The following is a 22855-nucleotide window of genomic DNA, read 5'->3' as shown; positions in this document are numbered from 1 at the left end:
GCTGGTGATCTCCCGCCTGTTCGACCGCTGAGCGGCCTCCGGCACCGATGCCCATCACGCTCGACACCTCGCTCCCGCCCTCGCTGTACCCGCTGGCCTGGCTGATCGGCCGCTGGGAGGGCAGCGGTGCGCTCGCCACCCCGTCGGCCTCCTCCCCTGATCTCCGCGTCGAGCAGACCCTCATCTGCTCCGCCCAGGAGGACGGCACCCTCGCCTGGCGCTCGGTGATCCACCGGGTCGACGCCCCCGCACCCCTGCCGCCCACCAGCGCCTTCGCCCGCGACGCCGAGGAGTCGGCGCCGCCGGCGGACCCCGCCGCGACCGGTGAGCGCTCCCTCCTGCACCGCGAGGACGGGGTCTGGACCGTCGGAGACCTGCTGCCCGGCCAGGACCGCGCCGCCGCCGAGGCCGCCCCGCCCGGCAGCCCCGCCAGCCACCTCTCCTACCGCCTGGACGCGCGCTTCGAGCGGCGCGGTGAGCAGGCCGAGCAGTGGCAGGGCGAGGTGCGCGGCCCGCGCGTCCAGCTCGCCCTCCCCGGGGCCGACGGGCAGGTCGCCGCGACCCGCATGTTCGGCTACGTGCGCGGGACGCTGATGTGGCTGTGGGAGCAGCCGGCCCCCGTCGAGGGCGGCGCCCCCGGCGAGACGGTCCTCGCTCCGCACCTCTCCCTGGAGCTCCACCGTGCCTGACCTCACCCCGTCCGAGCCCGCTGCTGACGCCCCTGACACCGACTGCGCCGCGCCCGCCCGCGCGATCCGGCCGCTGCTGACCGCGGGCGCCGTCCTCGGCGACGGCCCGGATGCCGCGGTGCCCGCCCACTACGGGGCGCCGCTGCGCGAGCAGCGCCATCTGCTGGACGGCACGGCCGTGGTGGACCTCGGCCACCTCGAGCTGCTCGAGGTCGCAGGTCCCGACGCCCGCACGTGGATGACCACGATCACGAGCCAGGTCCTCACCGGCACCCCCGTCGGCACCTCCTCGTCGCTCGCCGTGCTGTCCCCGCAGGGCCGGGTCGAGCACCTCGCCTCCTCCGTGGTCACCGGTGAGGAGTCGCTGCTGCTGGTCCTCGACCCCGGCGCGCGCGCCGGGCTGCGCCGCTACCTCGAGATGATGCGCTTCGCCGCGCGCGTGGAGCTCACCGACCGCGACGACCTGCGGGTGCTCGGCGCCCCCTCCCCCGCCCCGGCCGTGCTGCCGGGCCTGGGCCTGCCCGAGCCCGTCGCGGTGTGGGCGGAGCCGTGGCCCGCGATCGCCCCCGGCGGCGTCGCCTACGGTCCCCCGCCCGAGGATCCCGTCGGCGCGGTGCTGAGCGTCTTCGACGGCGCGGCGCTCGAGGCGCTGCCCTGGGAGATGCGGCACCTGGCGGGGATGAGCTCCTGGGAGGCGCTGCGCATCGCGGATCATCGCGCCCGCCAGGTCCGCGAGGTCGACGAGCGCTCCATCCCCCACGAGCTGGACCTGCTGCGCACCACCGTGCACACCGCCAAGGGCTGCTACCGCGGCCAGGAGACGGTCGCGAAGGTGCTGAACCTCGGCCAGCCCCCGCGGCGCCTGGTGATGCTGCACCTGGACGGCTCGCAGGACGTGCCCGTCGTCCCCGGCGGCGAGGTGCGCCTCGGCGGCGCGGACGGGAAGGTCGTCGGCACCGTCACCTCCGCCGCCCTTCACGCCGATCTGGGCCCGATCGCCCTGGCCGTGGTGCGCCGCGCCGTGCCGCTGGACGCCCCGCTGACCGTGCAGGTCCCCGTCGCGGAGGCCGACGGCGGTGCGGGCGAGATGTGGATCGACGCCGCACAGGAGCCGATCGTGGTGCCCCGCGACCACGGCGAGCGCCCCGCGACCGCGAAGCTCTGACACCCGCCCCTCCACAGCCCCTTCGCGGATCCTGCACGGCTCTCCTGCGCCGTCCCCCTGTCCCGAGCCCGGGGACCTGGGACAATGGCGGACATGAGCAGTCAGGCCGCACCGGAGGACGAGCAGCAGGACTGGACCCGGCACCGCCGTGAGGTGGTCGAGGCCCAGGAGCAGGCGCTCCGCGCCGCCCGCGACGAGGAGCACGAGAAGGCGACCGCCATGATCCGTGCGGCCGTGGACCGCTACCGCGCCGCCGGCATCGCGCCCGTGCCCCTGCGCGCCCGCCCCTACCGCGGCTCCGGCACCGTGCGCACCGGCCTCGAGGGCTGGTACCTCAAGCAGGACCGCTCCCTGGCCGTGGACGCCGAGGGCCGCTACTACGTGCTGCGCGTCGACGGGGGCCTGCTCTCCCGCCTGCGCGGCGCCGCCCCGGAGCCCAGCCCCGCCCCGCTGATCGTGGGGCGCGGCGCACGGGACGGGGACACCTTCCGCCTCGAGGAGCTGCTCGAGATGCGGCTCGCAGATCCGGTCACCGCATGAGCGCCTCGAGGAAGAATCGCGGCGAGCAGCGCACCGGCGACGCCCGCACCGCACCCGCCCACATCCCCCCGACCACCACCACCGGCTCGCTGCCGGTGGTCGAGCGGGCCCGCGGCCGGTTCCGCACCTGGCTGAGCGGAGGCGTCTCCCGCGGCCGCGCCGACGCGCTGACCGTGGGCCGCGCCGCCATCGCCGCTTCGCTCGCCTACCTGCTCAGCGGCCTGATCTGGGGCCACGAGCACCCGTTCTTCTCCTCCATCGTCGCGTTCATCATCATCGGCTTCGGCATCGAGAAGAAGATGCGCAAGGTCGTGGAGATGGCCGGCGGCGTCATGGTCGGGGTGCTGCTCGGCGAACTCACCCGCCAGCTGCTCGGCTCCGGCGCCTGGCAGATCCTCGTGGTCGTGTTCTGCGCGGGGATGATCGCGCGGTTCCTGGAGAACAGCAGCCTGTTCGGCTTCCAGGTCACCATCCAGTCGCTGCTGGTCATGATCATGCCCACGACCCCCGGGATGACCCCGGGCGGGAGGGTGCTCGACGCGCTCACCGGCGTGACCGTGGCGCTGCTGATCCACCTGCTGCTCTCGGGCAACCCGCGCCGCCTGCAGAGCCGGGCCGCGAACTCCTTCTACCTCGAGCTCGAGGACGCGCTGGTCAGCCTCGCCCTCGCGGCCCGCACCGGGGACCGCGGCGTCGCGCAGGCGGCGCTGAAGAACCTCCGCGACGTCTCCCAGAAGTACACCGACGAGTGGCAGCTGGCCAACGACGTCGCCAACGAGATGGCGACCTTCTCCCCCTCCGGTCTGCGCCATGCCGACGACGTCGAGCGGATCCAGCACCTCCTGGTCGGCTCCGACCGGGCGATGCGGAACATGCGCGTGATCGCCCGGCGCGAGGTCGAGTTCCTCGATGCCGTGCGCGGCGACGCCCACTCCACCCTCGCCGACTCGCTGCTGGCCGCGCGCGACGCCGTGCAGGAGCTGCGCAGCGCCGTCTCCACCGACGAGGACGTGGACTTCACCGCCGCCCGGCGGGAGCTGCGCCTGTTCTGCTCCTACCTCTCCCCCGAGCTGCTGCTGCGCAACGACGAGGGGATGCGCCCCGGCCGCGCCGGCCATTTCGAGGGCGTCACCCTCACCATCCAGCTGCGCTCGCTCGCGATCGACCTGCTGCAGGCCACCGGGCTCACGGCCGCGGAGGCCAAGCGCTTCCTGCCCAGCCTCGTCATCGCGGCCGACGGCGACTCGATCGGCCCGCGCCCGATGACGGTGGAGATGCGAGCGGTGGAGCCGCCTGCGACCACCGAGGCGCTCGAGCTGCTGATCACCGACCGCTCCGATCCCGACCGGCGGCGCTGAGCCAGTCCGCAGGTGCTGAGCCCGTCCGCAGGTGCTGGGCCTTGCCCCGGCACTGGCCTGACCCCGTCGCTGCCCCTCGTCACCGAGGACGGCTCGCGCCGTCAGGGACTCCTCCAGGGCCGCCCGTATCCTGGGGCGATGATCGTCGCCATCCAGACCTGGATCTTCCTCGTGCTCGCCGTGGCCCTGTTCGCCCTCGAGATCTGGGCGTTCGTGAACGCCCTGCGCTTCCGGGCGGACGCCTACGTCGCCGCGGGCAAGCGCACCAGGGTGTTCTGGAGCGTGCTGACCGGCGTGGCGATGCTGCTGGGGTTCCTGTCGCTGCCCTACCCGATCGGCCGCGGCAGCAACATGCTGTTCATGCTCGCCGGCGTCATCATCGCCGGGATCTTCCTGGCCGACGTGCTGCCCGCGCTGAAGCGGGTCATGGGTCGGGCGCAGGGCAACCGGTGGTGACGCGGGGCTGAGGGACCGCGCGTCCCCGTCGGCCGCGACCTCCCCGGCGGAACGGGGAAGGGCCCCGCAGCAGTTCGGCTGCTCCGGGGCCCTTCTCTATGCGCTCTTCGCGCTCAGTGCGTTGCGATCAGCGGTGCTCGATCGGCTGATCTCCTACCGCTCGTTCCTCGCAGTACGTCGATCAGCCCTGGTGGGTGCCGGCGGAGCGGAGGTTCTCGCAGGCCTCGACGATGCGAGCGGCCATGCCGGCCTCGGCCTTCTTGCCCCAGGCGCGGGGGTCGTAGGCCTTCTTGTTGCCGACCTCGCCGTCGATCTTCAGCACGCCGTCGTAGTTCTCGAACATGTGCGAGACGACGGGGCGGGTGAAGGCGTACTGGGTGTCGGTGTCGATGTTCATCTTGATGACGCCGTTATCCACGGCCTCGCGGATCTCCTCGAGGGTGGAGCCGGAGCCGCCGTGCATCACCAGGTCGAAGGGCATGTCCTTGCCGTACTCGGCGCCGACGGCCTTCTGGATGTCCAGGAGGATCGAGGGGGTGAGCTTGACGTTGCCCGGCTTGTACACGCCGTGCACGTTGCCGAAGGTGAGGGCCGTGAGGTAGCGACCCTTCTCGCCCAGGCCCAGGGCCTTGGCGGTCTTCAGGCCGTCCTCGGGGGTGGAGAAGAGCTTGGACTCGTCGACGTCCGCGGAGACGCCGTCCTCCTCGCCGCCCACGACGCCGACCTCGATCTCGAGGATCTTCTTCGCGGCGACGGTCTTCTCGAGCAGGCGCTCGGCGATCTCGAGGTTCTCGTCCACCGGCACGGCGGAGCCGTCCCACATGTGGGACTGGAACAGCGGGTCCAGGCCCTTGTTCACGCGGTTCTCGAGGTCCCACTCGATCAGGGGCTCGACCCAGGTGGGCAGGACCTCCTTGGCGCAGTGGTCGGTGTGCAGCGCGACGGTGATCGGGTAGTTCTTCGCGACGGCGTGCACGTACTCGGCGAGCGCCAGAGAGCCGGCGACGCGGTCCTTGATGGTGGAGCCGGAGAGGTACTCGGCACCACCGAAGGACACCTGGATGATGCCGTCGGAGCCGGCCTCCGCGAAGCCCTGCAGGGCGGCGGTGGCGGTCTGGGAGCTCGAGACATTCACGGCCGGGTAGGCGAACTTGCCCGCCTTGGCGCGGTCGATCATCTCTGCATACTGATCCGGGGTGGCGACTGCCATGGGGATTCTCCTTCGTCGATGGGAGTCCGTGACGACCGGCGGGGCGATGGCACCGCTCAGCGTCGTCCGATCGTCGTCATTGTTCCACAGCGCCCCGGGCCCCAGCTGGCCGCAGGTCCCCCGTGGACAGGGGCCCGATGTGCGGGCTCAGCGCAGCGGGCCGTCCGGGATCTCGGCGTGCTGGAGGATCCAGGTGTGCATCGCGATCGCGGCCGCCGCGGCGACGTTGATCGAGCGGGTGGAGCCGAACTGGGTGATGCCGACGACGAGGTCCGCGGCCTCGAGGATCTCGGGGCTCACCCCGGGCCCCTCCTGCCCCACCACCAGCAGGGCGTTCGCGGGCAGGGCGGTGCGCTCGATCGGCAGCGCGCCCTCGACCAGGTCGATCACGACCAGCGGGCGCCCCTGCTCGCGGGCCCAGGCGATGAGGTGGGCGGCGTCGGGGTGGTGGATCTCGTGCTGGTAGCGGTCGGTGACCATCGCGCCGCGCCGGTTCCAGCGGCGTCGGCCGACGACGTGGAACGCGCCGACGGCGAACGCGTTGGCGGTGCGCACCACGGAGCCGATGTTCGCGTCGTGCTCGAGGTTCTCGATGGCGACGTGGAGGTCGTGGCGGCGGGTGTCGAGCTCGGCGACGATCGCCTCGCGCCGCCAGTAGCGGAAGCGGTCCTCGACGTTGCGGCGGTCGCCGTGGGCGAGCAGCTCGGGGTCGAGCCGGGGATCCTCCGGCCAGGGCTCAGGATGGGGGCCGACGCCGACCTCGCGGTAGGGGGCGGTCACCGGTCCCCGTCGGCCTTCTCGTCGTGGGCCTTCTCGTCCTCGAGCTCCTCGATGTACTCCTGGTCGGGGTCGGGCAGGCCCATCTCGCGGCGCTTCTTCTCGCGCAGCACGAGCTTCACCGCGAACCACAGCACGACGAGGATGATGATGACGTAGACGACCTTGGAGAAGATGTCGGTGTAGGGCTCGATGACCGTCCAGTTCGCGCCCATGAAGTAGCCGATGGTCACGAAGACCGTGTTCCAGATGCCGCTGCCGAGCGCGGTGAGGAGGGTGAACTTCCCCAGCGGCATCGCGTACAGGCCCGCCGGGATGGAGATCAGGGAGCGGATGCCCGGCACCATGCGGCCGAAGAAGATCGCCTTGTTGCCGTGCTTGTCCATGAAGGCGACGGTCTTGTCGTAGTCCTCCACGTGGATCAGCGGCAGCTTGATGAAGATGACCCGCAGCCGCTCGGGGCCGAGCAGGCGCCCGATGCCGTACAGCAGCCAGGCGCCGACCACGGAGCCGGCGATCGAGGCCAGCAGCATCACGACGTAGGACTGGTCCGGACCGGCGGCGGTCACGCCCGCCAGCGGCAGGATCACCTCGGAGGGGATCGGCGGGAAGACGTTCTCGAGGAAGATCAGCAGGAAGACGCCGAGGGGGCCGAGGCTGTTCATGGTCGAGACGGCCCAGTCGACGATGTTCACGCGGTGCTCCTGGTCGGTCGTGGGAAGGCGCGGCCATGGGACGGCGCGGGGCCGGGTGCGGCCCGCGGACCATGCTAGGGCCTCCGCCTCGACGCACCGTCGACCCCTCGGTCACCTGCCCGGAACCTTCACCGCGCGCTCACCGCGGCGCTACCGCGCCGCGTCGGGGCGATACTGCGCCGGGGCGGCACCGGCCCGGGAGGTGCCGCCCGATTGTGACCGTTCCCAGCGTTCTCCCGGTCTACTCTGTGCGCATGACCTTCAACCCCAATGCGGAGATCCGCTCCGACAACGTCTCCGCCGCTGGTCGCGGCGGGGGCGGAGGCTTCAGCCCGCGAGGTGGCGGGATGGGCGGCGGAGGCGGGCTCAAGCTCGGCGGCGGCGCCGGCTGCGTGCTGCTCGTGATCGTGCTGATCTACGCCCTGATGGGCGGGAACCCGATGGAGCTCCTCGGCGGCGGCACCGGCCAGCAGCCGACCGCCCAGCAGGGCAGCGCACTCGACCAGTGCCAGACCGGCGCGGATGCCAACGAGCGCGACGACTGCCTGGTCCAGGCCACCATCGAGTCCGCGGACTCGCTGTGGTCGCAGCTCGCCCCCGCCGCGGGCATCCGGTTCGCCGAGCCGCAGGGACGAGTGTTCAACGGCCAGGTCCAGACCGGTTGCGGCGCGGCCACGGCCGACGTCGGCCCGTTCTACTGCCCCGCCGACTCCACCATCTACGTGGACGTGTCCTTCTTCGAGGAGCTGTCCTCGCGGTTCGGGTCCGACGGGGGCCAGCTGGCGAAGGCCTACGTGGTCGCCCACGAGTACGGCCACCACATCCAGTACCTCACCGGCGTGATGTCGCAGGCCGATCGCAGCCAGACCGGTCCGCAGTCCGACGGGGTGCGGCTCGAGCTGCAGGCCGACTGCTACGCCGGGGTGTGGGCGCACCACGCGGCGAACACGGTCGACGACGAGGGCAACACGATGATGGAGCCGCTGACGGACCAGGACATCGAGTCGGCCCTGTCGGCCGCGAGCGCTGTGGGCGACGATCACATCCAGGGCGATGTCGCCGGCGGCCAGGTCCAGCCCGAGACCTGGACCCACGGCTCCTCCGAGCAGCGCCGCGCCTGGTTCACCACCGGGTACGAGCAGGGCACCGTCCAGTCCTGCGACACCTTCTCGGTCGACCAGGTCTGAGCCGGCCCGTCACGAGCTGGCCTGACGCAGAAGGCCTGACATACGAGGCCTGACGCAGGAGGAGCCCCACCCGATCGGGTGGGGCTCCTCCTGCATTCCGGATACTCCGGCTGTTCCGTCGGCGGGGCCGGTGGGCTCAGATCTCGAGCTCGGAGATGTCGAAGGCGGAGAGGTAGCGGTAGCCGGCCTTCTCCACGGCCTCGCGGGAGGCGTCCGCGCGGTGGACGATGACGGCGACCGCGGCGATGTCCGCGCCCGCCTCGGTGAGCGCCTCGCACGCGGTGAGGACGGAGCCGCCCGTGGTGGAGGTGTCCTCCACGGCGACCACGCGGCGGCCGGTGACGTCCGGGCCCTCGATGCGTCGCTGCAGGCCGTGTGCCTTGTTCGCCTTGCGCACCACGAACGCGTCCAGCGGCTCCAGCTCCCCGTCGGCCGCGGAGGCATGGAGGATCGAGGTCGCGACCGGATCCGCGCCGAGGGTCAGCCCGCCCACGGCCTCGACGCCGGGCACGAGGCCCTCGCGACGCAGCAGGTCCAGCATCACTCGGCCCACGAGCGGCGCGGCCTCGTGGTGCAGGGTGATGCGGCGCAGGTCGACGTAGTGGTCCGCCTCCGCGCCGGAGGAGAGGATCACGCGCCCGCGCACCACGGCGAGGTCGCGGATGAGGACGCGCAGGCGCTCGCGGTCCTCCGCGATCGACGGGACAGTGCTCGGATCAGTGCTGGTGGTCGACATGGCGCCAGGGTAGCGCCCGCGCCGTTCAGGGGGTCTCGTCGTCCCGCTGCCAGGGGGCGTGGAGGTTCCGGCGCGAGGCCTTGCGGCGCGAGCGCTCCACGGAGCGGGCCTGCAGGCGGTGGTACCAGTTCGGGGAGGTCATCGCCCGCACCAGCGGCCGCGGCGCGACCCGGGACATCTCGCCCGCGGTGCGGTACTTCACCGACGGGATCGACAGCACCGTCCCCTTGGCGGTGTCCTTCAGCGCCTGCTCGACGACGTAGGGGGCCTTCAGCCAGGTGATGCGGGGCAGGCCGTCCATCGTCATCGCGGCGCGCTCGTGGAACTCGGTCTGCACGAAGCCGGGCAGCAGCGCGGTCGCGGAGACGCCGGTGCCCTTCAGCTCCATGGCGAGGGACTCGGTGAACACGGTGACCCAGCTCTTGGAGGCGGCGTACGGCCCGGCGGTGGTGTACCCGGCCAGGGAGCTGACGTTGAGGATCGCGCCGCGGCGGCGCTGGACCATGGTGCGCGCGGCGGAGTGGGAGAGGACCAGCACGGCGCGCATGAGGGTGTCCATCTGGCGCTCGTGGTCCTCGACGCCCACCTCGAGGAAGCCGCCGCGCAGCCCGTAGCCGGCGTTGTTGACCAGCAGGTCGACGGGGTCCACGGGGTCGGTCAGGCGGATCTCGACCCGTTCGAGCTCGTGGCGCTCGGAGAGGTCGGCGGGGAGCACCTCGACGGTGACGTCGTGGACGTCCCGGATCTGCTCGGCGACGGCCCGCAGCCGATCCTCGTCGCGCGAGACCAGCACGAGATGGTGCCCGGTCCCGGCCAGCTGCCAGGCGAACTCCAGGCCCAGTCCCGAGGTCGATCCGGTGACCAGTGCGCGCGCCATGTCGAGATTCTACGATCGGCCGGAGGGTCCCACGAACCGTTCCGATCCCGCCCAGGAGACACCGCCTGCGACGGGCCCCGTAGGATCGGGCCCATGCGCATCGCGACCTGGAACATCAACTCCCTGCGGGCCCGGATGGATCGGGTGGCCGCCTTCCTCGAGCGCCACGATGTGGACGTCCTGGCCCTGCAGGAGATCAAGGCGAAGCCCCAGCAGCTGGATCTCACCGTGCTGGAGGAGGCCGGGTACGAGGTGGCCGCGCACGGACTGAACCAGTGGAACGGCGTCGCGCTCGTCTCCCGCGTGGGCCTCGCCGACGTGCGCACCGAGCTGCCTGCCGTACCGACCTGGCCCGAGGACGAGACGGGCGTGGTGGAGGCGCGGGCGCTCGGCGGCGTGGTCGGCGACGGGCTGCGGATCTGGTCGCTGTACGTCCCCAACGGCCGCGAGCTCGACCACCCCCACTACCCCTACAAGCTGCGCTGGCTCGAGGCGCTGCGTGCCGAGGGCGCGCGCGAGCTCGCGGCGGACGCCGACGCGAAGGTCGCCTTCGTCGGCGACTTCAACGTCGCCCCCTTCGACGAGGACGTGTGGGACATGGACTTCTTCGAGGGCAAGACCCACGTGACCGAGCCGGAGCGCGCCGCCTTCCGCGCGGTCGTCGACGAGGGCTTCGCCGACGTGGTCCGTCCCGAGCATCCCGGCCCCGGCGTCTACACCTACTGGGACTACCAGGCGCTGCGCTTCCCGAAGAAGGAGGGCATGCGCATCGACTTCGTGCTCGGCTCCCCGGCGGTGCAGAAGGCGGTCACCGGATCGTTCATCGACCGGGAGGAGCGCAAGGGCAAGGGCGCCTCGGACCACGCACCGGTGGTCGTGGACCTCGAGTTCTGAGGAGCTCCGCGGGGAGGGTCCGCGGGGGCGGGTCCGCACGGGCCCGGACATGGTGGAGCGGCGCTGCGATCTAGTCCCAGCGCCGCTCCGGACGAGCCGTCTGCATCGGGATCAGGCGTACACGTGAAACAGCTGCGGTGACGCTGTCGACGTCTCACAGCCGGTCCGTTGCGGGGACCAGTCGTACGTGGGTTCCGATGCCGGTATTCGTCGTTGTGCAGATCACACTACGCGCATCGTGAGGGGTGTGCAAGGACCCTGGTCCCGGTGACCGTTCCTCCACAAACGGGGGTTGTCCACCGCCGACGGGACTGGCCTGGGCAGGCCCTTCCACAGCGGCCACGATGGCCGCATGACCAGCACGATCTCCCCTTCTGTCCGCCCAGCGCAGACCGCTGACGACGCCCTGCTCGCCCCGCCCGGAGGCACGTCGGCGGCCGCCTCCGCAGGCCCTTCCGGCGAGTCGCCCCGGCGGCGTCGCAGCCGCTTCCCGGTCGGCGGTCCGGAGGCTTCCGGCTCCCCCTCGGAGGCCCGCGGCGCGGTCCTGTACCGGGGCCCGGAGGGGGCGCTGCGGGAGCTGGTGCGGGACCATGCCACGGCCGTCGGCGCGGAGCTCGCGGCCGCTCCCTCGGCGCGGGTCGCCTGCGAGGTGCGGGCGGCCGAGGCCCTCGCGGACGGGACCTCGCTCCCCGCTCCCGGCGGGGTGCCGCTGCTCGTGGTGACGGCGGCCGACGAGGTCCCTTCCTCGCTCTGGCCCCTGGCTCTCGCGGCCGGTGCGCAGGCGGTGCTGCCGCTGCCGGCCGCCTCCGCCGAGCTGCTCTCGCGCCTGACCTCCCTCACCCGCACCCGCACCGGAGCACGGATGCTGGGTGTGGTGGGCGGCTGCGGCGGGGCCGGCGCCTCGAGCTTCGCGGCGCGGCTGGCCGGCGCGGCCCGGCGCGGCGGCCCGGTGATCCTGATCGATGCCGATCCGCTCGGCGGCGGCCTCGACCTGCTCGTCGAGGCGCCCGGGACGGGCGGGCTGGACTGGTCGCGCACGGCGACGCTCGGACCGGACGACGGGGCTGCGCTGCGCGACGGCCTGCCCGTCGTGGACGAGGTGCGGGTGCTGGTCGCCGGGGAGCGGCCAGGCCCCGAGCAGGGCGCGGTCGCCCGCGTCCTCGCCGCCCTCGCCCCGCTCGGCGGCACCGTGGTCGTGGACCTCGCCGCCCCGGCGGTGCCGGAGATCGCCGACCACCTGGACGAGCTGCTGGTCGTGGTGCCCTCCGGGGATCACGCCGTGCGGGCGGCGGCACGGCGGCTGCGCGCGTGGGGCGCCCTTCCTCTCCCGGTGCGGGTGGTGGTGCGGCGCAGCGGACCGCTGACCCCGGCGGAGGTCGCCGAGGACCTCGCCCTCCCGCTCGCCGCCGCCTTCCGCGACAGCCCTCGCGGCACCGTCCCCCTGCTGGACGTGCGCCGGCGAGGCGCGGACCGGGCAGCGCGGGAGCTGCTGGCCGGGGAGACGGGAGCGGTGGGGTCATGAGCACGGGCGGGATGGCGCCTGCCGACGAGCTGCCGGCGCTGCTGGAGCTGGTGCGCGAGGATCTCGCCCGGTCCCCGGGCGAGGTGGACGTGCCCCGCGTGGTGCGGCTGCTGCGCGAGCGGGGACGGGTACTCGGCGCCTCGGCGACCCTGGAGCTCACCGGGCGTCTGCGCGACCACGTCGACGGCCTCGGCGAGCTGCAGGACCTGGTCGCCGACGGGGTCACCGATCTGCTGGTCAACGACGACGGTTCCGTGTGGGTCGACGACGCGGACGGGCTGCATCGCAGCGCTCTGCGCCTCTCCCCCGCCCGGGCCCGGGATCTCGCGGTGCGCCTGGCGACCTCCGGCGGGCGACGCCTCGACGACGCGGTGCCCTGGGCGGATGCCCACCTCCCCTCCGGGATCCGCTTCCACGCCGTGCTCCCTCCCCTCTCCCCCGGCGGCGCGATCCTCTCCCTGCGCCTGCCGGCCCAGCGCCGCCTGGACCTGGACGACCTGGAGCGCCTGGGCGCCGTGGGCGCGAACGCCCGGGAGGTGCTGCACGCGATCACCGCCTCCCGGGTGCCGTTCCTGGTCACCGGCGGCACCGGCACCGGCAAGTCGACCCTGCTCGCGGCGATGCTCCACGAGGCCTCCCCCGCCGAGCGGATCGTCGTGGTCGAGGACGTGCTGGAGCTCGCCGTGGACCACCCCCATGTCGTCCACCTGCAGTCCCGGCACGCCAACAGCGAGGGCGCCGGGGCGGTGGAGCTCACCGACCTCGTACGGCAGAGCCTGCGCATGCGCCCGGACCGGATCGTGCTGGGCGAGTGCCGCGGCGGCGAGATCCGCGAGCTGCTCCAGGCCCTGAACACCGGGCACGAGGGCGGCTGCGGCACCGTCCACGCGAACACCGCTGCGGACGTCCCGGCCCGGCTCGAGGCGCTCGGAGCGCTCGGCGGCCTCGACCGCGCGGCTCTCGCCGCCCAGGTCGCCAGCGCCCTCGAGGTGGTCGTGCACCTGGGCAGGCGCCAGGGGGTGCGAGCACTGGAGGAGGTCGCCCTGCTCCGCCGCGGTACGGACGGGATGCTCGAGGCGGTCACCGCCCTGCGGGTGGACGACGGACAACTGTGCGAGGGGCCCGCGGCCGGGGCGTTCGCCGCCCGGCTGCACGGGCACGGAGCGTCCGCGGCACCGGCTCGCGGCGGGAGGCGGTCGGCATGAGCGCGGACCTGCCCTTCTCGTTGCCAGGGATCCTGCTGCCCGGACTGCTGCTCGTGCCGCTCGGCGCGGTGCTGGCCTGGGTGCTCACCCCTCCGGGGGGAGCGACGGCGGGCCCTGCTCCTGCCGGTCGCGGCCGGCGCACTCCCTCGACGGCCCTCGGTGCGGCGCGGATGATCGAGCAGCTCGCGACCGTGATCAGCTCCGGGTCCAGCATCCGTCAGGCCTGGTCGGCCCTTGCCCGCACCCTGCCGGAGGGTCAGCTGCGCGATCTCGCCCGTGCCTGCGCCGCCGGGGCCGATCCGCGCCGTGCGGCGCAACCGGGCCCAGGCCGCGGTGCGAGCCGGGAGCGGGACGAGGCGACGCTGACCTCGCTCGGGGCGGCCCTCGCCGTCTGCGAGCGCACCGGCGCCCCCACCTCGCAGATGCTCCAGCACCTCGCGGACGCGCTCCGCGACCTCCACGATGCCGCGCAGGCCCGGCGCAGCGCCTTCGCCGGTCCCCGCTCGACCGCGCGCATCCTCCTGGTGCTGCCGCTGGCAGGGCTGGGGCTGGGGATGCTGCTGGGCGGTGATCCGCTGCGGCTCCTGCTCGGCTCGGGCGCCGGACGACTGCTCGGCGCCGTGGGAGTGGCACTCACGGTCGCGGGCTGGTGGTGGATGCGGCGCCTGATGCGGCGCGCCGATCCGCCCCGCGACGCAGCAGTGGATCCCTCCGTCGTGCTCGAGCTCGTGGCCGGGGCACTGGAATCCGGACTGCCGCTGTCCCGGGCGGTGCGCGACGTGGCCGAGGCGCTTCCCGCAGGGGCGGACGCCGAGTCGCTGCACCGCAGCGCAGCGGCCCTGGCCGCGGGGATCCCCGCCCCGGTCGCGACCGCCGGCCTGCCTCGCGAGCTCGAGGCCCTGTCCAGCTCCGCCGTCCTCGCCGAGAGCACCGGCGCCGACCTCGCCCGGGTGCTGCGCTCCGCAGCGCGGGATGCACGCCGGGGCCGAGCCCGGGACGCGGAGGTGCGGGCCGCCGAGCTGGCGGTGCGGCTCGTGCTCCCCACCGGCGTGACCCTGCTGCCGGCCTTCGTGGCCCTCGGCATCGTCCCCACGGTCGCCTCCCTGCTGGGCGGCACCCTCTCCCTCACCTCCACCGGGATGTGAGGCACCGACCACCGGGAGAGTCCCGGTGCGCCCCGCCCACTTGGGCCGGGCACGGCGGCCTCGGCCGCCACTGCGGGGCGGCGAGCGCTGTCCCGGATCGAAGGAGGAGCACCATGTCCACTACCCGCACCCGTCTCGCGCGCGTCGCCGTCCTCGGCGCCGCCGCACCCCGCTCGCTCGGTCGCCGGCTGCGCGACGAGACCGGGGCCTCGACCGCCGAGTACGCCATCACGGTGCTCGCGGCCTGCGGCTTCGCCGCCGTCCTGGTCGCGCTGCTCGCGTCCGGGGAGGTTCGCACGCTGCTGATGGGAATCATCACCTCGGCCCTGTCCATGGGGTCGTGATGCCGCGGTCCGCCCGGTCGTCCCGTCTGCGGGACGACCGGGGGTCCGCCACCGCGGAGACAGCGATCGTGCTGCCCGTGGTGGTGGCGATGGTCGTGGTGCTGCTGCTGGCCGGCACCGGTCTCGGCGCCCAGGTGCGCCTGGAGGGCGCGGCGCGCGGGGCCGCCCGGGAGCTGGCCCGCGGCGAGGATCCAGGGGCAGCCGCGGACGTGGCCCGGCGCATCGGGGGCGAGGGCACTGCGGTGAGCGTCTCCGGGGACGGCCAATGGGTGCGGGTGGAGACGTCCCGCACCCTTCGCGCACCGACGGGCCTGCTCGCCGGAGTGTCCTGGACCCTCACCGCCGATGCGGAGGCCCGGCGGGAGCCTCATCTGATCGAGGGAGGCTCCCCATGAGCACCGGCGGCGCCTCCGTGCTGGCCTGGACCGGTGCGACCACCGCGATGATCGCGGCGCTGTCTCTGCTGGGCGCGGGGACCCTCGCCCATGCCCGGGCGGGGACCGCCGCGGACCTGGCCGCCCTCGGCGGGGCTGACGCCCTCGCTGTCGCCCACCCCTACCCCTGCCAGGTGGCCGCCGAGGTCGCCGAGCGCAACGGCGCCCGGCTCGCGCACTGCGAGATGCGGGAGTGGGACGTGCTGGTCAGCGTGGAGGTGGACGCGTCACCCCTGCCACCCGCCACGACCCGGGCACGAGCCGGTCCCGGACCCGCGGAGCTGCCGTGAGGGCGGGCGGCGGGGTCACTGCAGAGTCACTGCGGCGGCGTTCCCGCGCCCTCAGCCGGCGTCGTCCCCGCCTCGGGCGTCGTGCCTTGCTGCGGTGCCATCCCGCCCTGAGGTGCCGTCCCGCTCCGAGGTGCCGTCTCCTGCGAGGGGGTACTGGGCGAGGCGGTGCTCGGAGTCCAGGTGGTCGCCGCCCAGGCCCTTGTGGCCGGGGTCGTGGCACCGGGCTGATCGGTGCGGGGCGGCTGAGGGGCAGGGGCCGCGCCGATGTCCGCCGTCGTCGAGGCGGCGTCCGCCGTCGTCTGACCGACGTCGGGCGCCGTCACAGCGGCCGGGGCCGGCACGGTCCGGGCGATGCGACGCGAGACGCGTGCGGTGAGCTCCTCGAGCGGGCCGCGTCCCCGCAGCGCCGACCAGAGGGTGCAGGCGAGCAGCAGCGCCACCGCCGTCACCGCCCACACCCGGTTGTCGACGATCCAGCCTCCGGGACCGGCCAGCAGGAACACCGAGACGATATGGAGGGAGTAGGCCGTCAGCGGCATCGACCCCAGCGCCGACAGCGGCAGCAGCACCCACCGCAGGGGCCGCGCCACGAGCAGCAGCACGCCGATCACCAGCAGCGCGATCCCGCCGGAGCGGAAGATCTCCAGGGTCGAGCCGGAGTGCGGCTCGAGAGAGATCACGGAGTCGCCGAGCCTCCATGCGGGGTCCATCTCCCACAGCATGTCCCCGTAGGACTCCCACCCCTGGACGTCGGCCCCGCCTGCGGAGTCGACGGCGAGGATCTCGCCGGTCTCGGCGTCCACCTCCACGTACGTCAGGTCATCCGAGGACTCCGTCCCCCAGGCGCCCGTCGTCCAGTAGTCCGCGGGCTCGCAGAACACCGTGGGATCGCCCGGCATCGGCGGATAGCAGACCATGTCGGTGAAGTCGATGCTGTCCGCGGGCACGGTGCCCGGGTCGTACTCCGTCGACACCCAGGACCCCGACTCACCGAAATCGGCACTGTACGAGGAGCTCTGGTTGTAGACCACCCCGCCGTAGTCCGGGAAGAAGAGCATGACCAGGAAGAACAGGGCAGAGCCGAGCACGGTGGCGCCGATCGCGAGCACCGCGCCGATCCCGGCGAGCGCGGCGGCCACGCGCTTGCGCTCCAGCGGCAGCCGGCCCAGCGCCATGCCGAGCAGCATCAGCGGTGTCCAGGTGGTCACGCCGTACACGCCGGTCACCACCAGGCTCGTCCCGGCGCCGTACCCGCCCAGCGAGAACACCTCCACGGCGGCGGAGAGCAGCGGCCCCACCAGCGCGATCGGCAGGGCGAGCAGGAGCAGGCGGCCGGGCCGCCAGCGCAGCACGGGCAGCGCCAGGACGTACATGACCCCGTAGAAGGTGAGGATCACCGAGATGGAGGTGCCGAGCATCTCGAGCACCAGGCCGATCAGGAAGATCACCAGCGCCCGCCCGAGCAGCCCCGCCCGCAGGCGCGGAAGCTCCTCGACCTCGGGGATCCGCTGCCTGCCGGTGAGCAGGGCGATGGAAATCCCGGCGAGGACGGCGAAGAGCAGGGCGGAGTTGCCATTGACCACGACCAGCCAGCTGAAGGGGTTCCCCAGCTCGAAGGGCGGGATATTCCCCACGTGCGCCCCGACCATCCCCAGGATCGCCAGGGCCCGTGCCGCGTCCAGCGCAGTGATCCGGGGCGGGGAGACGAGGGCGCGCAGCCGCTCGCGCGGTGTCGGGCGCGAGGCAGGGACCGCCTGCTCCGGGCGGTCCAGCACGGCACTGCTCATCGGTGGCTCCTCCACCCCTGGCGGCTCCCCCGCCGCTCCGCCCCGGCGTGCGGGGAACATGCCGATTGTCGTGTGCGGCGGTCGTCGCCGACCCGCCGACACCGTCACGGTTCGGTCACGGTGCGGCAGCGGCCGCCCGTGCGGGCGGTGCGGCAGCCGGTGCGGGCGGCGCAGCCGGTGCGGCGACGCCCCGGCGCGCCCGGCCGCGGCTCACTCGTGCAGCAGCTCCAGCAGTGCGGCGGCCTGCGACTTCGACAGGGGCTCGTTGCCGTTGCCGCACTTCGGGGAGACCACGCAGGCGGGGCAGCCCGCCTCGCACGAGCACTCGGCGATCATGTCGGCCGTGGCGCGCACCCAGGCGGCCGCGTCGTCGGCCCCGCGCTCGGCGAAGCCGGCGCCGCCCGGCGCCCCGTCGTACACGAAGATCGACGGCTCCCCGGTGTCCTCGTGCTGGAGGGCGGAGAGTCCGCCGATGTCCCAGCGGTCGCAGGTGGCCAGCAGCGGCAGCATCGAGATAGCGGCGTGCTCGGCGGCGTGCAGGGCGCCGGGCAGCTCGTCGGACGGGATCCCGGCGGCGTCGGTGCGCGCCCGCGGGATCACCCACCACACCGCCTTGGTGGTCAGGGTGCGCGGAGGCAGGTCCAGGGGGTGCTCGGCGAGGAAGGCCTGGGTGTACACGTCGCGGACCTGGTAGCCGGTGACCTGGTCGGTGACGTCCACGGTGCCGAAGCAGAGCCGCACGCCGTCCGCCCAGTCGATCTCCCGGTCCACCTGGCGGATCCGCAGGGAGGACGCGGCGAGGGGATGGGTGGAGTGCAGCGGGTCCTCGCGGTGCACGAAGGCGACGGCCTGGTCGACGTCGAGGTGGTTGACGACGTAGCTGGTGCCCTGGTGGAGGTACACGGCGCCGTCGTGGACCTGGGTGTGGGCGCTCGCGGAGTCGACGGTGCCCAGCAGCACGCCGCTGCTCTCCTCGACGATCCGCACCGGCTCCCCGCCGCTGCCGCGCAGGTCGGTGAGTTCGTGGGCGGATTCGCTGAGGGTCCAGTACCAGCCGGTGGGACGGGAGCGGAGCACGCCGCGTCGGGCGAGGGTCATCAGCAGGTCCCGAGCGGTGGGGCCGAAGATCTCCTCCTCGCCGTCGCGGATGGCGAGCTCGGACGCGGCGGCGCACAGGTGCGGGGTCATCACGTACGGGTTCGCGGGGTCGAACACGGCCGCCTCGACCTCGGCGCCGAACACGGTCTCGGGGTGGTGGACGACGTACGTGTCCAACGGGTCCTCGCGGGCCACGAACATCGCCAGCGCCCCGCCGCCGGTGTCCTGGCGCCGCCCGGCCCGGCCGAACTGCTGCCACAGCGACGCGCGGGTGCCGGGCCAGCCGGCGACCAGCACCGCGTCGAGCCCGGCGATGTCGATGCCGAGCTCGAGGGCATTGGTGGAGGCGAGCGCCCGCAGCTCCCCGGAGCGCAGGGAGTCCTCGAGCGCGCGTCGGTCGCGGGCGAGGTAGCCGCCGCGGTAGGCGGCGACCTGCTGCGCACGCCTCGCGAGCTCACCGTTGCCGCTCCTCTCCGCCTTCTGGCCGAGCAGGCGCTGGGCGCCGGTGGAGATCAGCTCGGCGCCGCGGCGGGAGCGGGCGAAGACGAGGGTCTGCACCTCGCGCTCGACGAGGTCGGCGAGCAGCGCCGCGGCCTCGCTGGTCGCCGAGCGGCGCAGCGGGTCCTCGCGCCGGGCGGCGCCCCCGCCCGAGTCCGAGCCCGACGGGTCCCCGGCCTGATCGGCCTCCTCGTCCGCCTCCTCGTCGATCGACGCGAGCACGCTGTCGTCCCGATGCGCGGGGTCGCCGCGCCCGTCGACCCGGGCGCGGGTCCCCGGCTCCCACAGGCCGATCGTGAGACCGGCGCGCGGGGAGCCGTCCTCGGTGACCGCCTCGACGTCCCGGCCGATCAGCCGCGAGGCGGACAGCTCCGGGTTCGCGGTGGTGGCGGAGGCGAGGATGAAGGTGGGGTCGGCCTTGTAGTGCGCGGCGATGCGGCGCAGGCGCCGGATCACCATCGCGACATGGCTGCCGAACACGCCGCGATAGCTGTGGCACTCGTCGATGACGACGTAGCGCAGGGCGCGGAAGAAGTGGGCCCACTGCTCGTGGCCGGGCAGGATCCCGAAGTGGAGCATGTCGGGGTTGGTGAGCACGATCGTGCCGTGGCGGCGCACCCAGCGGCGCTGCTCGGTGGGGGTGTCCCCGTCGTACACGGCCACGCGGGCGTCGCGGATCCCGGCGCCGTCGGCCATGGCGGTGATGTTGGTGAGCTGGTCCGCGGCGAGCGCCTTGGTGGGCGAGAGGTAGAGCGTCGTCGCCCGTCGCGCCTCGATGTCCAGCTCCCGGGCCCCGATCGCGGTGAGGACGGGCAGCAGGTAGGCGAGGGACTTGCCGGAGGCGGTGGCCGTGGCGAGGACCACGTCGCGACCGTCGTGGGCGAGACGCGCGGCCTGCTCCTGGTGGATCCATGGGGCGGTGATGCCGCGGCTCGCGAGATGGGTGAGCAGGCGCGGGTCGGTCCACTCGGCGAACGTGCCCCGGCGGCCCTCGCGCGCGGGCCGCCGCTCGATGTGGGTGAGGCAGTCGCGCCTGATCAGCGGGGCGCTGAGATCAGCGAGGAGCTCGGATGCCCTGCCTGCCCGCATCCGTCACCGCTCCCTTCGCGCCCCTCACAGGGTCTGCGCACATCCCACACCCGGTGCTCGGTTCGGCACCAGGACGCTGGGGCACAATCGTAGCCATGCCCCCCCACACCCCGGTCGCGCCGCCGACCGTCCTGCCGGCGGACGTCGATGCCCTGCGCGCGGACCTGCGCGCGGCCCGCTATCTCAGCGAGCACGTCGAGGAGCTGCTGGGCCCCGTCGCCGCAGCGGCCCTGCGCCGCGAGGACGCCGTCCCCGCCCGCCGCGCGCTGCGGACGATCACGGATCCGGCCGGGACGCTGCTGGGCGTGTTCACCCTCGGCGCGACCGTGACGCGGGAGCGCCTCGACGAGGTGCTGCCGACGCTCGGCGCGGCAGGGGCGGAGCGGCTCGGGATCGTCGGGCCCGCGGGCGAGCGGGCCGACGGGGATGCGGCTGGCGGGGATGCGGCTTGCGGGGATGCGGCCGACGGGGGCACCCAGCGCCTGCGCGCCCTCATCGACCTCGCGCCCTACGCGGCCGAGGACGACCGCGGCAGCGTGACGTGGTGGATCGCCTCGGACCTCTCCGAGCTCGCGACCGACGCGCCCCTGCACCCCGCGCACGTGCTCGGCGTGGGCGGGGCCTCCCTCACCCTCGCCCGGATCACCCCGCGCGCCGAGGTGGGACGGGTGCTGGACGTCGGCTGCGGCGGCGGGATCCAGGCCCTGCACGCCTCCCGGCACGCCGCGCACGTGGTCGCCACCGACCTCTCCGAGCGGGCCCTCGCCTTCGCCGCCTTCAACGCGGCGCTGAACGGGGTCGAGCTCGAGCTGCGCCAGGGCTCCCTCCTCGAGCCAGCGGCCGGGGAGACCTTCGACCTCATCGTCTCCAACCCGCCGTTCGTCATCACGCCCCGCGCCGCCGACGAGGACCGCGACGCCTGGACCTACCGCGACGGCGGCCGGGCGGGCGACGCCCTGCTCGGCGAGCTGCTCGCCGATCTCCCCGCCCACCTCGCCCCTGGCGGCACCGCGGTGATGCTCGGGAACTGGGAGATCACGGGTGCGCCGGAGACCGTTGCAGAGGACTCGCAGGAGGGCGCGCCCGGGTCCGGGAGCACCGAGGGCAGGAGCGCCGAGGACAGGAGCGCCTGGGACGCGCACCCGCGCGCCTGGCTCGAGGCAGCGTCGGCAGGCGGCGTCGACGCCTGGGTGATCCAGCGCGAGCAGGAGGACCCCGCCGAGTACGCGGGGACCTGGGCGCGCGACGGCGGGATCACCGTCCGCGACCCGGAGTGGCCGGCCCTGGTCGGGGCATGGCTGGACGACTTCGCGAGCCGGGACGTGGCCGCGATCGGCTTCGGGTACGTGCTCCTGCATCGGCCCGCAGGAGCGGCCGACGGGTCGAGTCTTGTCGACGGGTCGGGCCCGGCCGACGAGGCAGGCCGCCGCCGCGGCGTGCTGCGCACCGAGAGCGCGACCGGCACCGGCAGCGGCACCCTGGCCGAGCACCTCGCCGCCTCGCTCGCGGCGATCAATCTGCTCGAAGACCTGGACGACGAGGCGCTGCTGGCCGCGCGGCCCGTCCGTGCGAGCGACGTCATGGAGCGCCGCCATCTGACGCCCGGGGAATGGGATCCCGTCCTCATCGAGCTGGTGCAGGGTCGGGGGCTCGCGCGCGCGGTCCGCGCCGACCAGGCGCTCGCGGCGACCGTCGGCGCGCTGGACGGCACCCTCACGCTCGGCCAGGTGATCGCCGCCGTGTGCGCGCTGACCGACGCGGACGTCGACGAGACCCGCGAGCGGCTCCTGCCGATCGTCCGCGAGCTGGTGATCACCGGGATGGTGACCCTGTGAGCGCGCCCGTCCCGTCCCTCGCCCGGCCTCTGCTGTCCCTCCTGACCGCCGCGGTGTGCGCGGTCGCGGTGTGGCTGCTCGCCCGCGCCGCCGTCGGCACGGCGAGCGGACAGCGGCTGGACCAGCTGATCCTCTCGGGCGCGGAGGCGCACCAGGGACGGCTGTCCACCTACGCCGAGCTGGCCGTCGGCTCGGTGAGCACCCCGGTGATCGCGGGGATCCTCGCGCTCACGGTCATGCTGGTGCTGCTGCGCCGTCGGCCGACGACACTGTTCCCCCTCGGCGTGCTCGTGCTCGGCGCGAACCTCACCACGCAGGTGATCAAGCATGTGCTGGTCACCCGCGAGGCGCTCGGGCCCGGCATCGAGATCACCCCCAACTCCTTCCCCTCCGGACACACCACCCTCGCCGCGACCGCGATGGTCGCCCTGGTGCTGGCCACCGGCCGGGCCCGGGTGGTGCTCGCGCCGCTCGGGGTGCTGTGGACCCTCGCGGCAGGGGTGGGGACCCTGGTGGTCGGCTGGCACCGGCCCAGCGACGTGGTCGGGGCGATCGGGGTGGCCGCAGCCTGGACCTGCCTGGTCCTGGCCCTCGACGGGCTGCACACCCGCCACCGCGCACGCCGGGAGGCGGCCACCGGACGCCGCCGCTCTCTCGCGCGCCGCGCTCCCGGCTCTCCCCGCACTGCCGCCGACCTGGTGGTCGCCCTGCTCCTCGGCGTCGCAGGGGTGGCGGGCCTCGCCTACGGCGCGATGCAGCTGGCCGGGCTGGGGCTGCCGCTGGACCTCGCCGACACCGCCCAGCAGCTCGAGGCGTTCCGCGCCACCGCCGCCGTGATCGGCGGCAGCACGGCGGCATGGATGGCGCTCGTGCTCGGGCTGCGCACGCCGGGCGTCCCCGAGACCGCCATGCCTGAGCGTGTACCGTGAGCTTTCGCCACGGGCTCGGAGAGCACCGGGCGGATCCGGGGTCACGGCGTGCGACCCCGGCGGACGGGCCGCGACGTGACGCGGCGAGGAAGGAC

22 protein-coding genes are annotated in these 22855 nt (G+C 74.0%); 15 read left to right on the top strand and 7 right to left on the bottom strand.

Annotated features, from left to right (window positions below; translation table 11 throughout):
- Positions 1 to 47 precede the first annotated feature (47 nt).
- The 5 genes from HNR70_RS01235 (at position 48) to HNR70_RS01215 (ending at position 4208) form a co-directional block, all read left to right on the top strand.
- On the top strand, positions 48 to 689 hold the full coding sequence (locus tag HNR70_RS01235) for a heme-binding beta-barrel domain-containing protein (RefSeq protein ID WP_184324052.1): 642 nt from the start codon (positions 48 to 50) through the stop codon (positions 687 to 689).
- On the top strand, positions 682 to 1854 hold the full coding sequence (ygfZ, locus tag HNR70_RS01230; RefSeq protein ID WP_312857535.1) for a CAF17-like 4Fe-4S cluster assembly/insertion protein YgfZ: 1173 nt from the start codon (positions 682 to 684) through the stop codon (positions 1852 to 1854). The genes HNR70_RS01235 and ygfZ overlap by 8 nt, the downstream gene beginning before the upstream one ends.
- A gap of 93 nt (positions 1855 to 1947) precedes the next feature.
- Positions 1948 to 2394, top strand: a complete 447-nt coding sequence (locus HNR70_RS01225) for a hypothetical protein (protein ID WP_184324051.1) — start codon at positions 1948 to 1950, stop codon at positions 2392 to 2394.
- A complete protein-coding gene (locus HNR70_RS01220) occupies positions 2391 to 3752 on the top strand; it encodes an FUSC family protein (protein WP_184324050.1) in 1362 nt (453 codons plus the stop codon). Before HNR70_RS01225 ends, HNR70_RS01220 begins: the two co-directional genes overlap by 4 nt.
- 138 nt (positions 3753 to 3890) lie before the next feature.
- Positions 3891 to 4208: a DUF2516 family protein gene (locus HNR70_RS01215; RefSeq protein ID WP_184324049.1), complete on the top strand. Its 318-nt coding sequence runs from the start codon at positions 3891 to 3893 to the stop codon at positions 4206 to 4208.
- A gap of 181 nt (positions 4209 to 4389) precedes the next feature.
- On the opposite strand, the gene fbaA is transcribed toward HNR70_RS01215, so the two are convergent.
- From fbaA to HNR70_RS01200, 3 genes are all read right to left on the bottom strand, one after another.
- On the bottom strand, positions 4390 to 5418 hold the full coding sequence (gene fbaA, locus HNR70_RS01210) for a class II fructose-bisphosphate aldolase (RefSeq protein ID WP_184324048.1): 1029 nt from the start codon (positions 5416 to 5418) through the stop codon (positions 4390 to 4392).
- Between the two features lie 147 nt (positions 5419 to 5565).
- On the bottom strand, positions 5566 to 6198 hold the full coding sequence (locus HNR70_RS01205; protein ID WP_184324047.1) for a TrmH family RNA methyltransferase: 633 nt from the start codon (positions 6196 to 6198) through the stop codon (positions 5566 to 5568).
- Positions 6195 to 6890, bottom strand: a complete 696-nt coding sequence (locus HNR70_RS01200; protein ID WP_184324046.1) for a DedA family protein — start codon at positions 6888 to 6890, stop codon at positions 6195 to 6197. Before HNR70_RS01200 ends, HNR70_RS01205 begins: the two co-directional genes overlap by 4 nt.
- Before the next feature lie 254 nt (positions 6891 to 7144).
- Between HNR70_RS01200 and ypfJ the strand changes: the two genes are divergently transcribed.
- A complete protein-coding gene (gene ypfJ, locus HNR70_RS01195) occupies positions 7145 to 8077 on the top strand; it encodes a KPN_02809 family neutral zinc metallopeptidase (RefSeq protein ID WP_184324045.1) in 933 nt (310 codons plus the stop codon).
- Positions 8078 to 8213: 136 nt separating this feature from the next.
- Here the strand turns inward: ypfJ and pyrE are convergent, their stop codons facing one another.
- Positions 8214 to 8813: an orotate phosphoribosyltransferase gene (gene pyrE, locus HNR70_RS01190; RefSeq protein WP_184324044.1), complete on the bottom strand. Its 600-nt coding sequence runs from the start codon at positions 8811 to 8813 to the stop codon at positions 8214 to 8216.
- Between the two features lie 25 nt (positions 8814 to 8838).
- Positions 8839 to 9690 carry an SDR family NAD(P)-dependent oxidoreductase gene (locus HNR70_RS01185; protein WP_184324043.1) on the bottom strand — a complete coding sequence of 284 codons (852 nt, stop codon included), beginning with the start codon at positions 9688 to 9690 and terminating at the stop codon, positions 8839 to 8841.
- A gap of 93 nt (positions 9691 to 9783) precedes the next feature.
- On the opposite strand from HNR70_RS01185, the gene HNR70_RS01180 reads away from it, so the two are divergent.
- The 7 genes from HNR70_RS01180 to HNR70_RS01150 all read left to right on the top strand — a co-directional run bounded on the left by HNR70_RS01180 (position 9784) and on the right by HNR70_RS01150 (position 15524).
- A complete protein-coding gene (locus HNR70_RS01180) occupies positions 9784 to 10584 on the top strand; it encodes an exodeoxyribonuclease III (protein WP_184324042.1) in 801 nt (266 codons plus the stop codon).
- 352 nt (positions 10585 to 10936) lie between these two features.
- Complete coding sequence (locus tag HNR70_RS01175) at positions 10937 to 12106, top strand: CpaE-like family protein (protein ID WP_184324041.1); 1170 nt, start codon at positions 10937 to 10939, stop codon at positions 12104 to 12106.
- The gene (locus HNR70_RS01170) at positions 12103 to 13311 is read left to right on the top strand and encodes a TadA family conjugal transfer-associated ATPase (RefSeq protein ID WP_184324040.1); all 1209 of its coding nucleotides are present in this window, start codon (positions 12103 to 12105) and stop codon (positions 13309 to 13311) included. The genes HNR70_RS01175 and HNR70_RS01170 overlap by 4 nt, the downstream gene beginning before the upstream one ends.
- Entirely contained in the window at positions 13308 to 14456 is a 1149-nt protein-coding gene (locus HNR70_RS01165) for a type II secretion system F family protein (protein WP_184324039.1), read from the top strand. The genes HNR70_RS01170 and HNR70_RS01165 overlap by 4 nt, the downstream gene beginning before the upstream one ends.
- A 113-nt stretch (positions 14457 to 14569) precedes the next feature.
- Complete coding sequence (locus tag HNR70_RS01160) at positions 14570 to 14800, top strand: DUF4244 domain-containing protein (RefSeq protein ID WP_246375116.1); 231 nt, start codon at positions 14570 to 14572, stop codon at positions 14798 to 14800.
- On the top strand, positions 14800 to 15195 hold the full coding sequence (locus tag HNR70_RS01155) for a TadE family type IV pilus minor pilin (RefSeq protein ID WP_184324038.1): 396 nt from the start codon (positions 14800 to 14802) through the stop codon (positions 15193 to 15195). Before HNR70_RS01160 ends, HNR70_RS01155 begins: the two co-directional genes overlap by 1 nt.
- On the top strand, positions 15192 to 15524 hold the full coding sequence (locus tag HNR70_RS01150) for an Rv3654c family TadE-like protein (RefSeq protein WP_184324037.1): 333 nt from the start codon (positions 15192 to 15194) through the stop codon (positions 15522 to 15524). Before HNR70_RS01155 ends, HNR70_RS01150 begins: the two co-directional genes overlap by 4 nt.
- A gap of 26 nt (positions 15525 to 15550) precedes the next feature.
- Here the strand turns inward: HNR70_RS01150 and HNR70_RS01145 are convergent, their stop codons facing one another.
- A complete protein-coding gene (locus HNR70_RS01145) occupies positions 15551 to 17311 on the bottom strand; it encodes a heparan-alpha-glucosaminide N-acetyltransferase domain-containing protein (protein ID WP_184324036.1) in 1761 nt (586 codons plus the stop codon).
- A gap of 210 nt (positions 17312 to 17521) precedes the next feature.
- A complete protein-coding gene (locus tag HNR70_RS01140) occupies positions 17522 to 19996 on the bottom strand; it encodes a DNA 3'-5' helicase SftH (RefSeq protein WP_184324035.1) in 2475 nt (824 codons plus the stop codon).
- Between the two features lie 95 nt (positions 19997 to 20091).
- On the opposite strand from HNR70_RS01140, the gene HNR70_RS01135 reads away from it, so the two are divergent.
- Together HNR70_RS01135 and HNR70_RS01130 are read left to right on the top strand one after the other, a co-directional pair.
- Entirely contained in the window at positions 20092 to 21831 is a 1740-nt protein-coding gene (locus tag HNR70_RS01135) for a DUF7059 domain-containing protein (RefSeq protein WP_184324034.1), read from the top strand.
- The gene (locus tag HNR70_RS01130) at positions 21828 to 22760 is read left to right on the top strand and encodes a phosphatase PAP2 family protein (RefSeq protein WP_184324033.1); all 933 of its coding nucleotides are present in this window, start codon (positions 21828 to 21830) and stop codon (positions 22758 to 22760) included. The genes HNR70_RS01135 and HNR70_RS01130 overlap by 4 nt, the downstream gene beginning before the upstream one ends.
- Positions 22761 to 22855: the final 95 nt, after the last annotated feature.

The organism is Brachybacterium aquaticum, assembly GCF_014204755.1.
Lineage (GTDB): Bacteria > Actinomycetota > Actinomycetes > Actinomycetales > Dermabacteraceae > Brachybacterium > Brachybacterium aquaticum.
The sequence above is the reverse complement of the archived record's forward strand: the minus strand, read 5'-3'. Positions and strand labels throughout refer to the sequence as shown.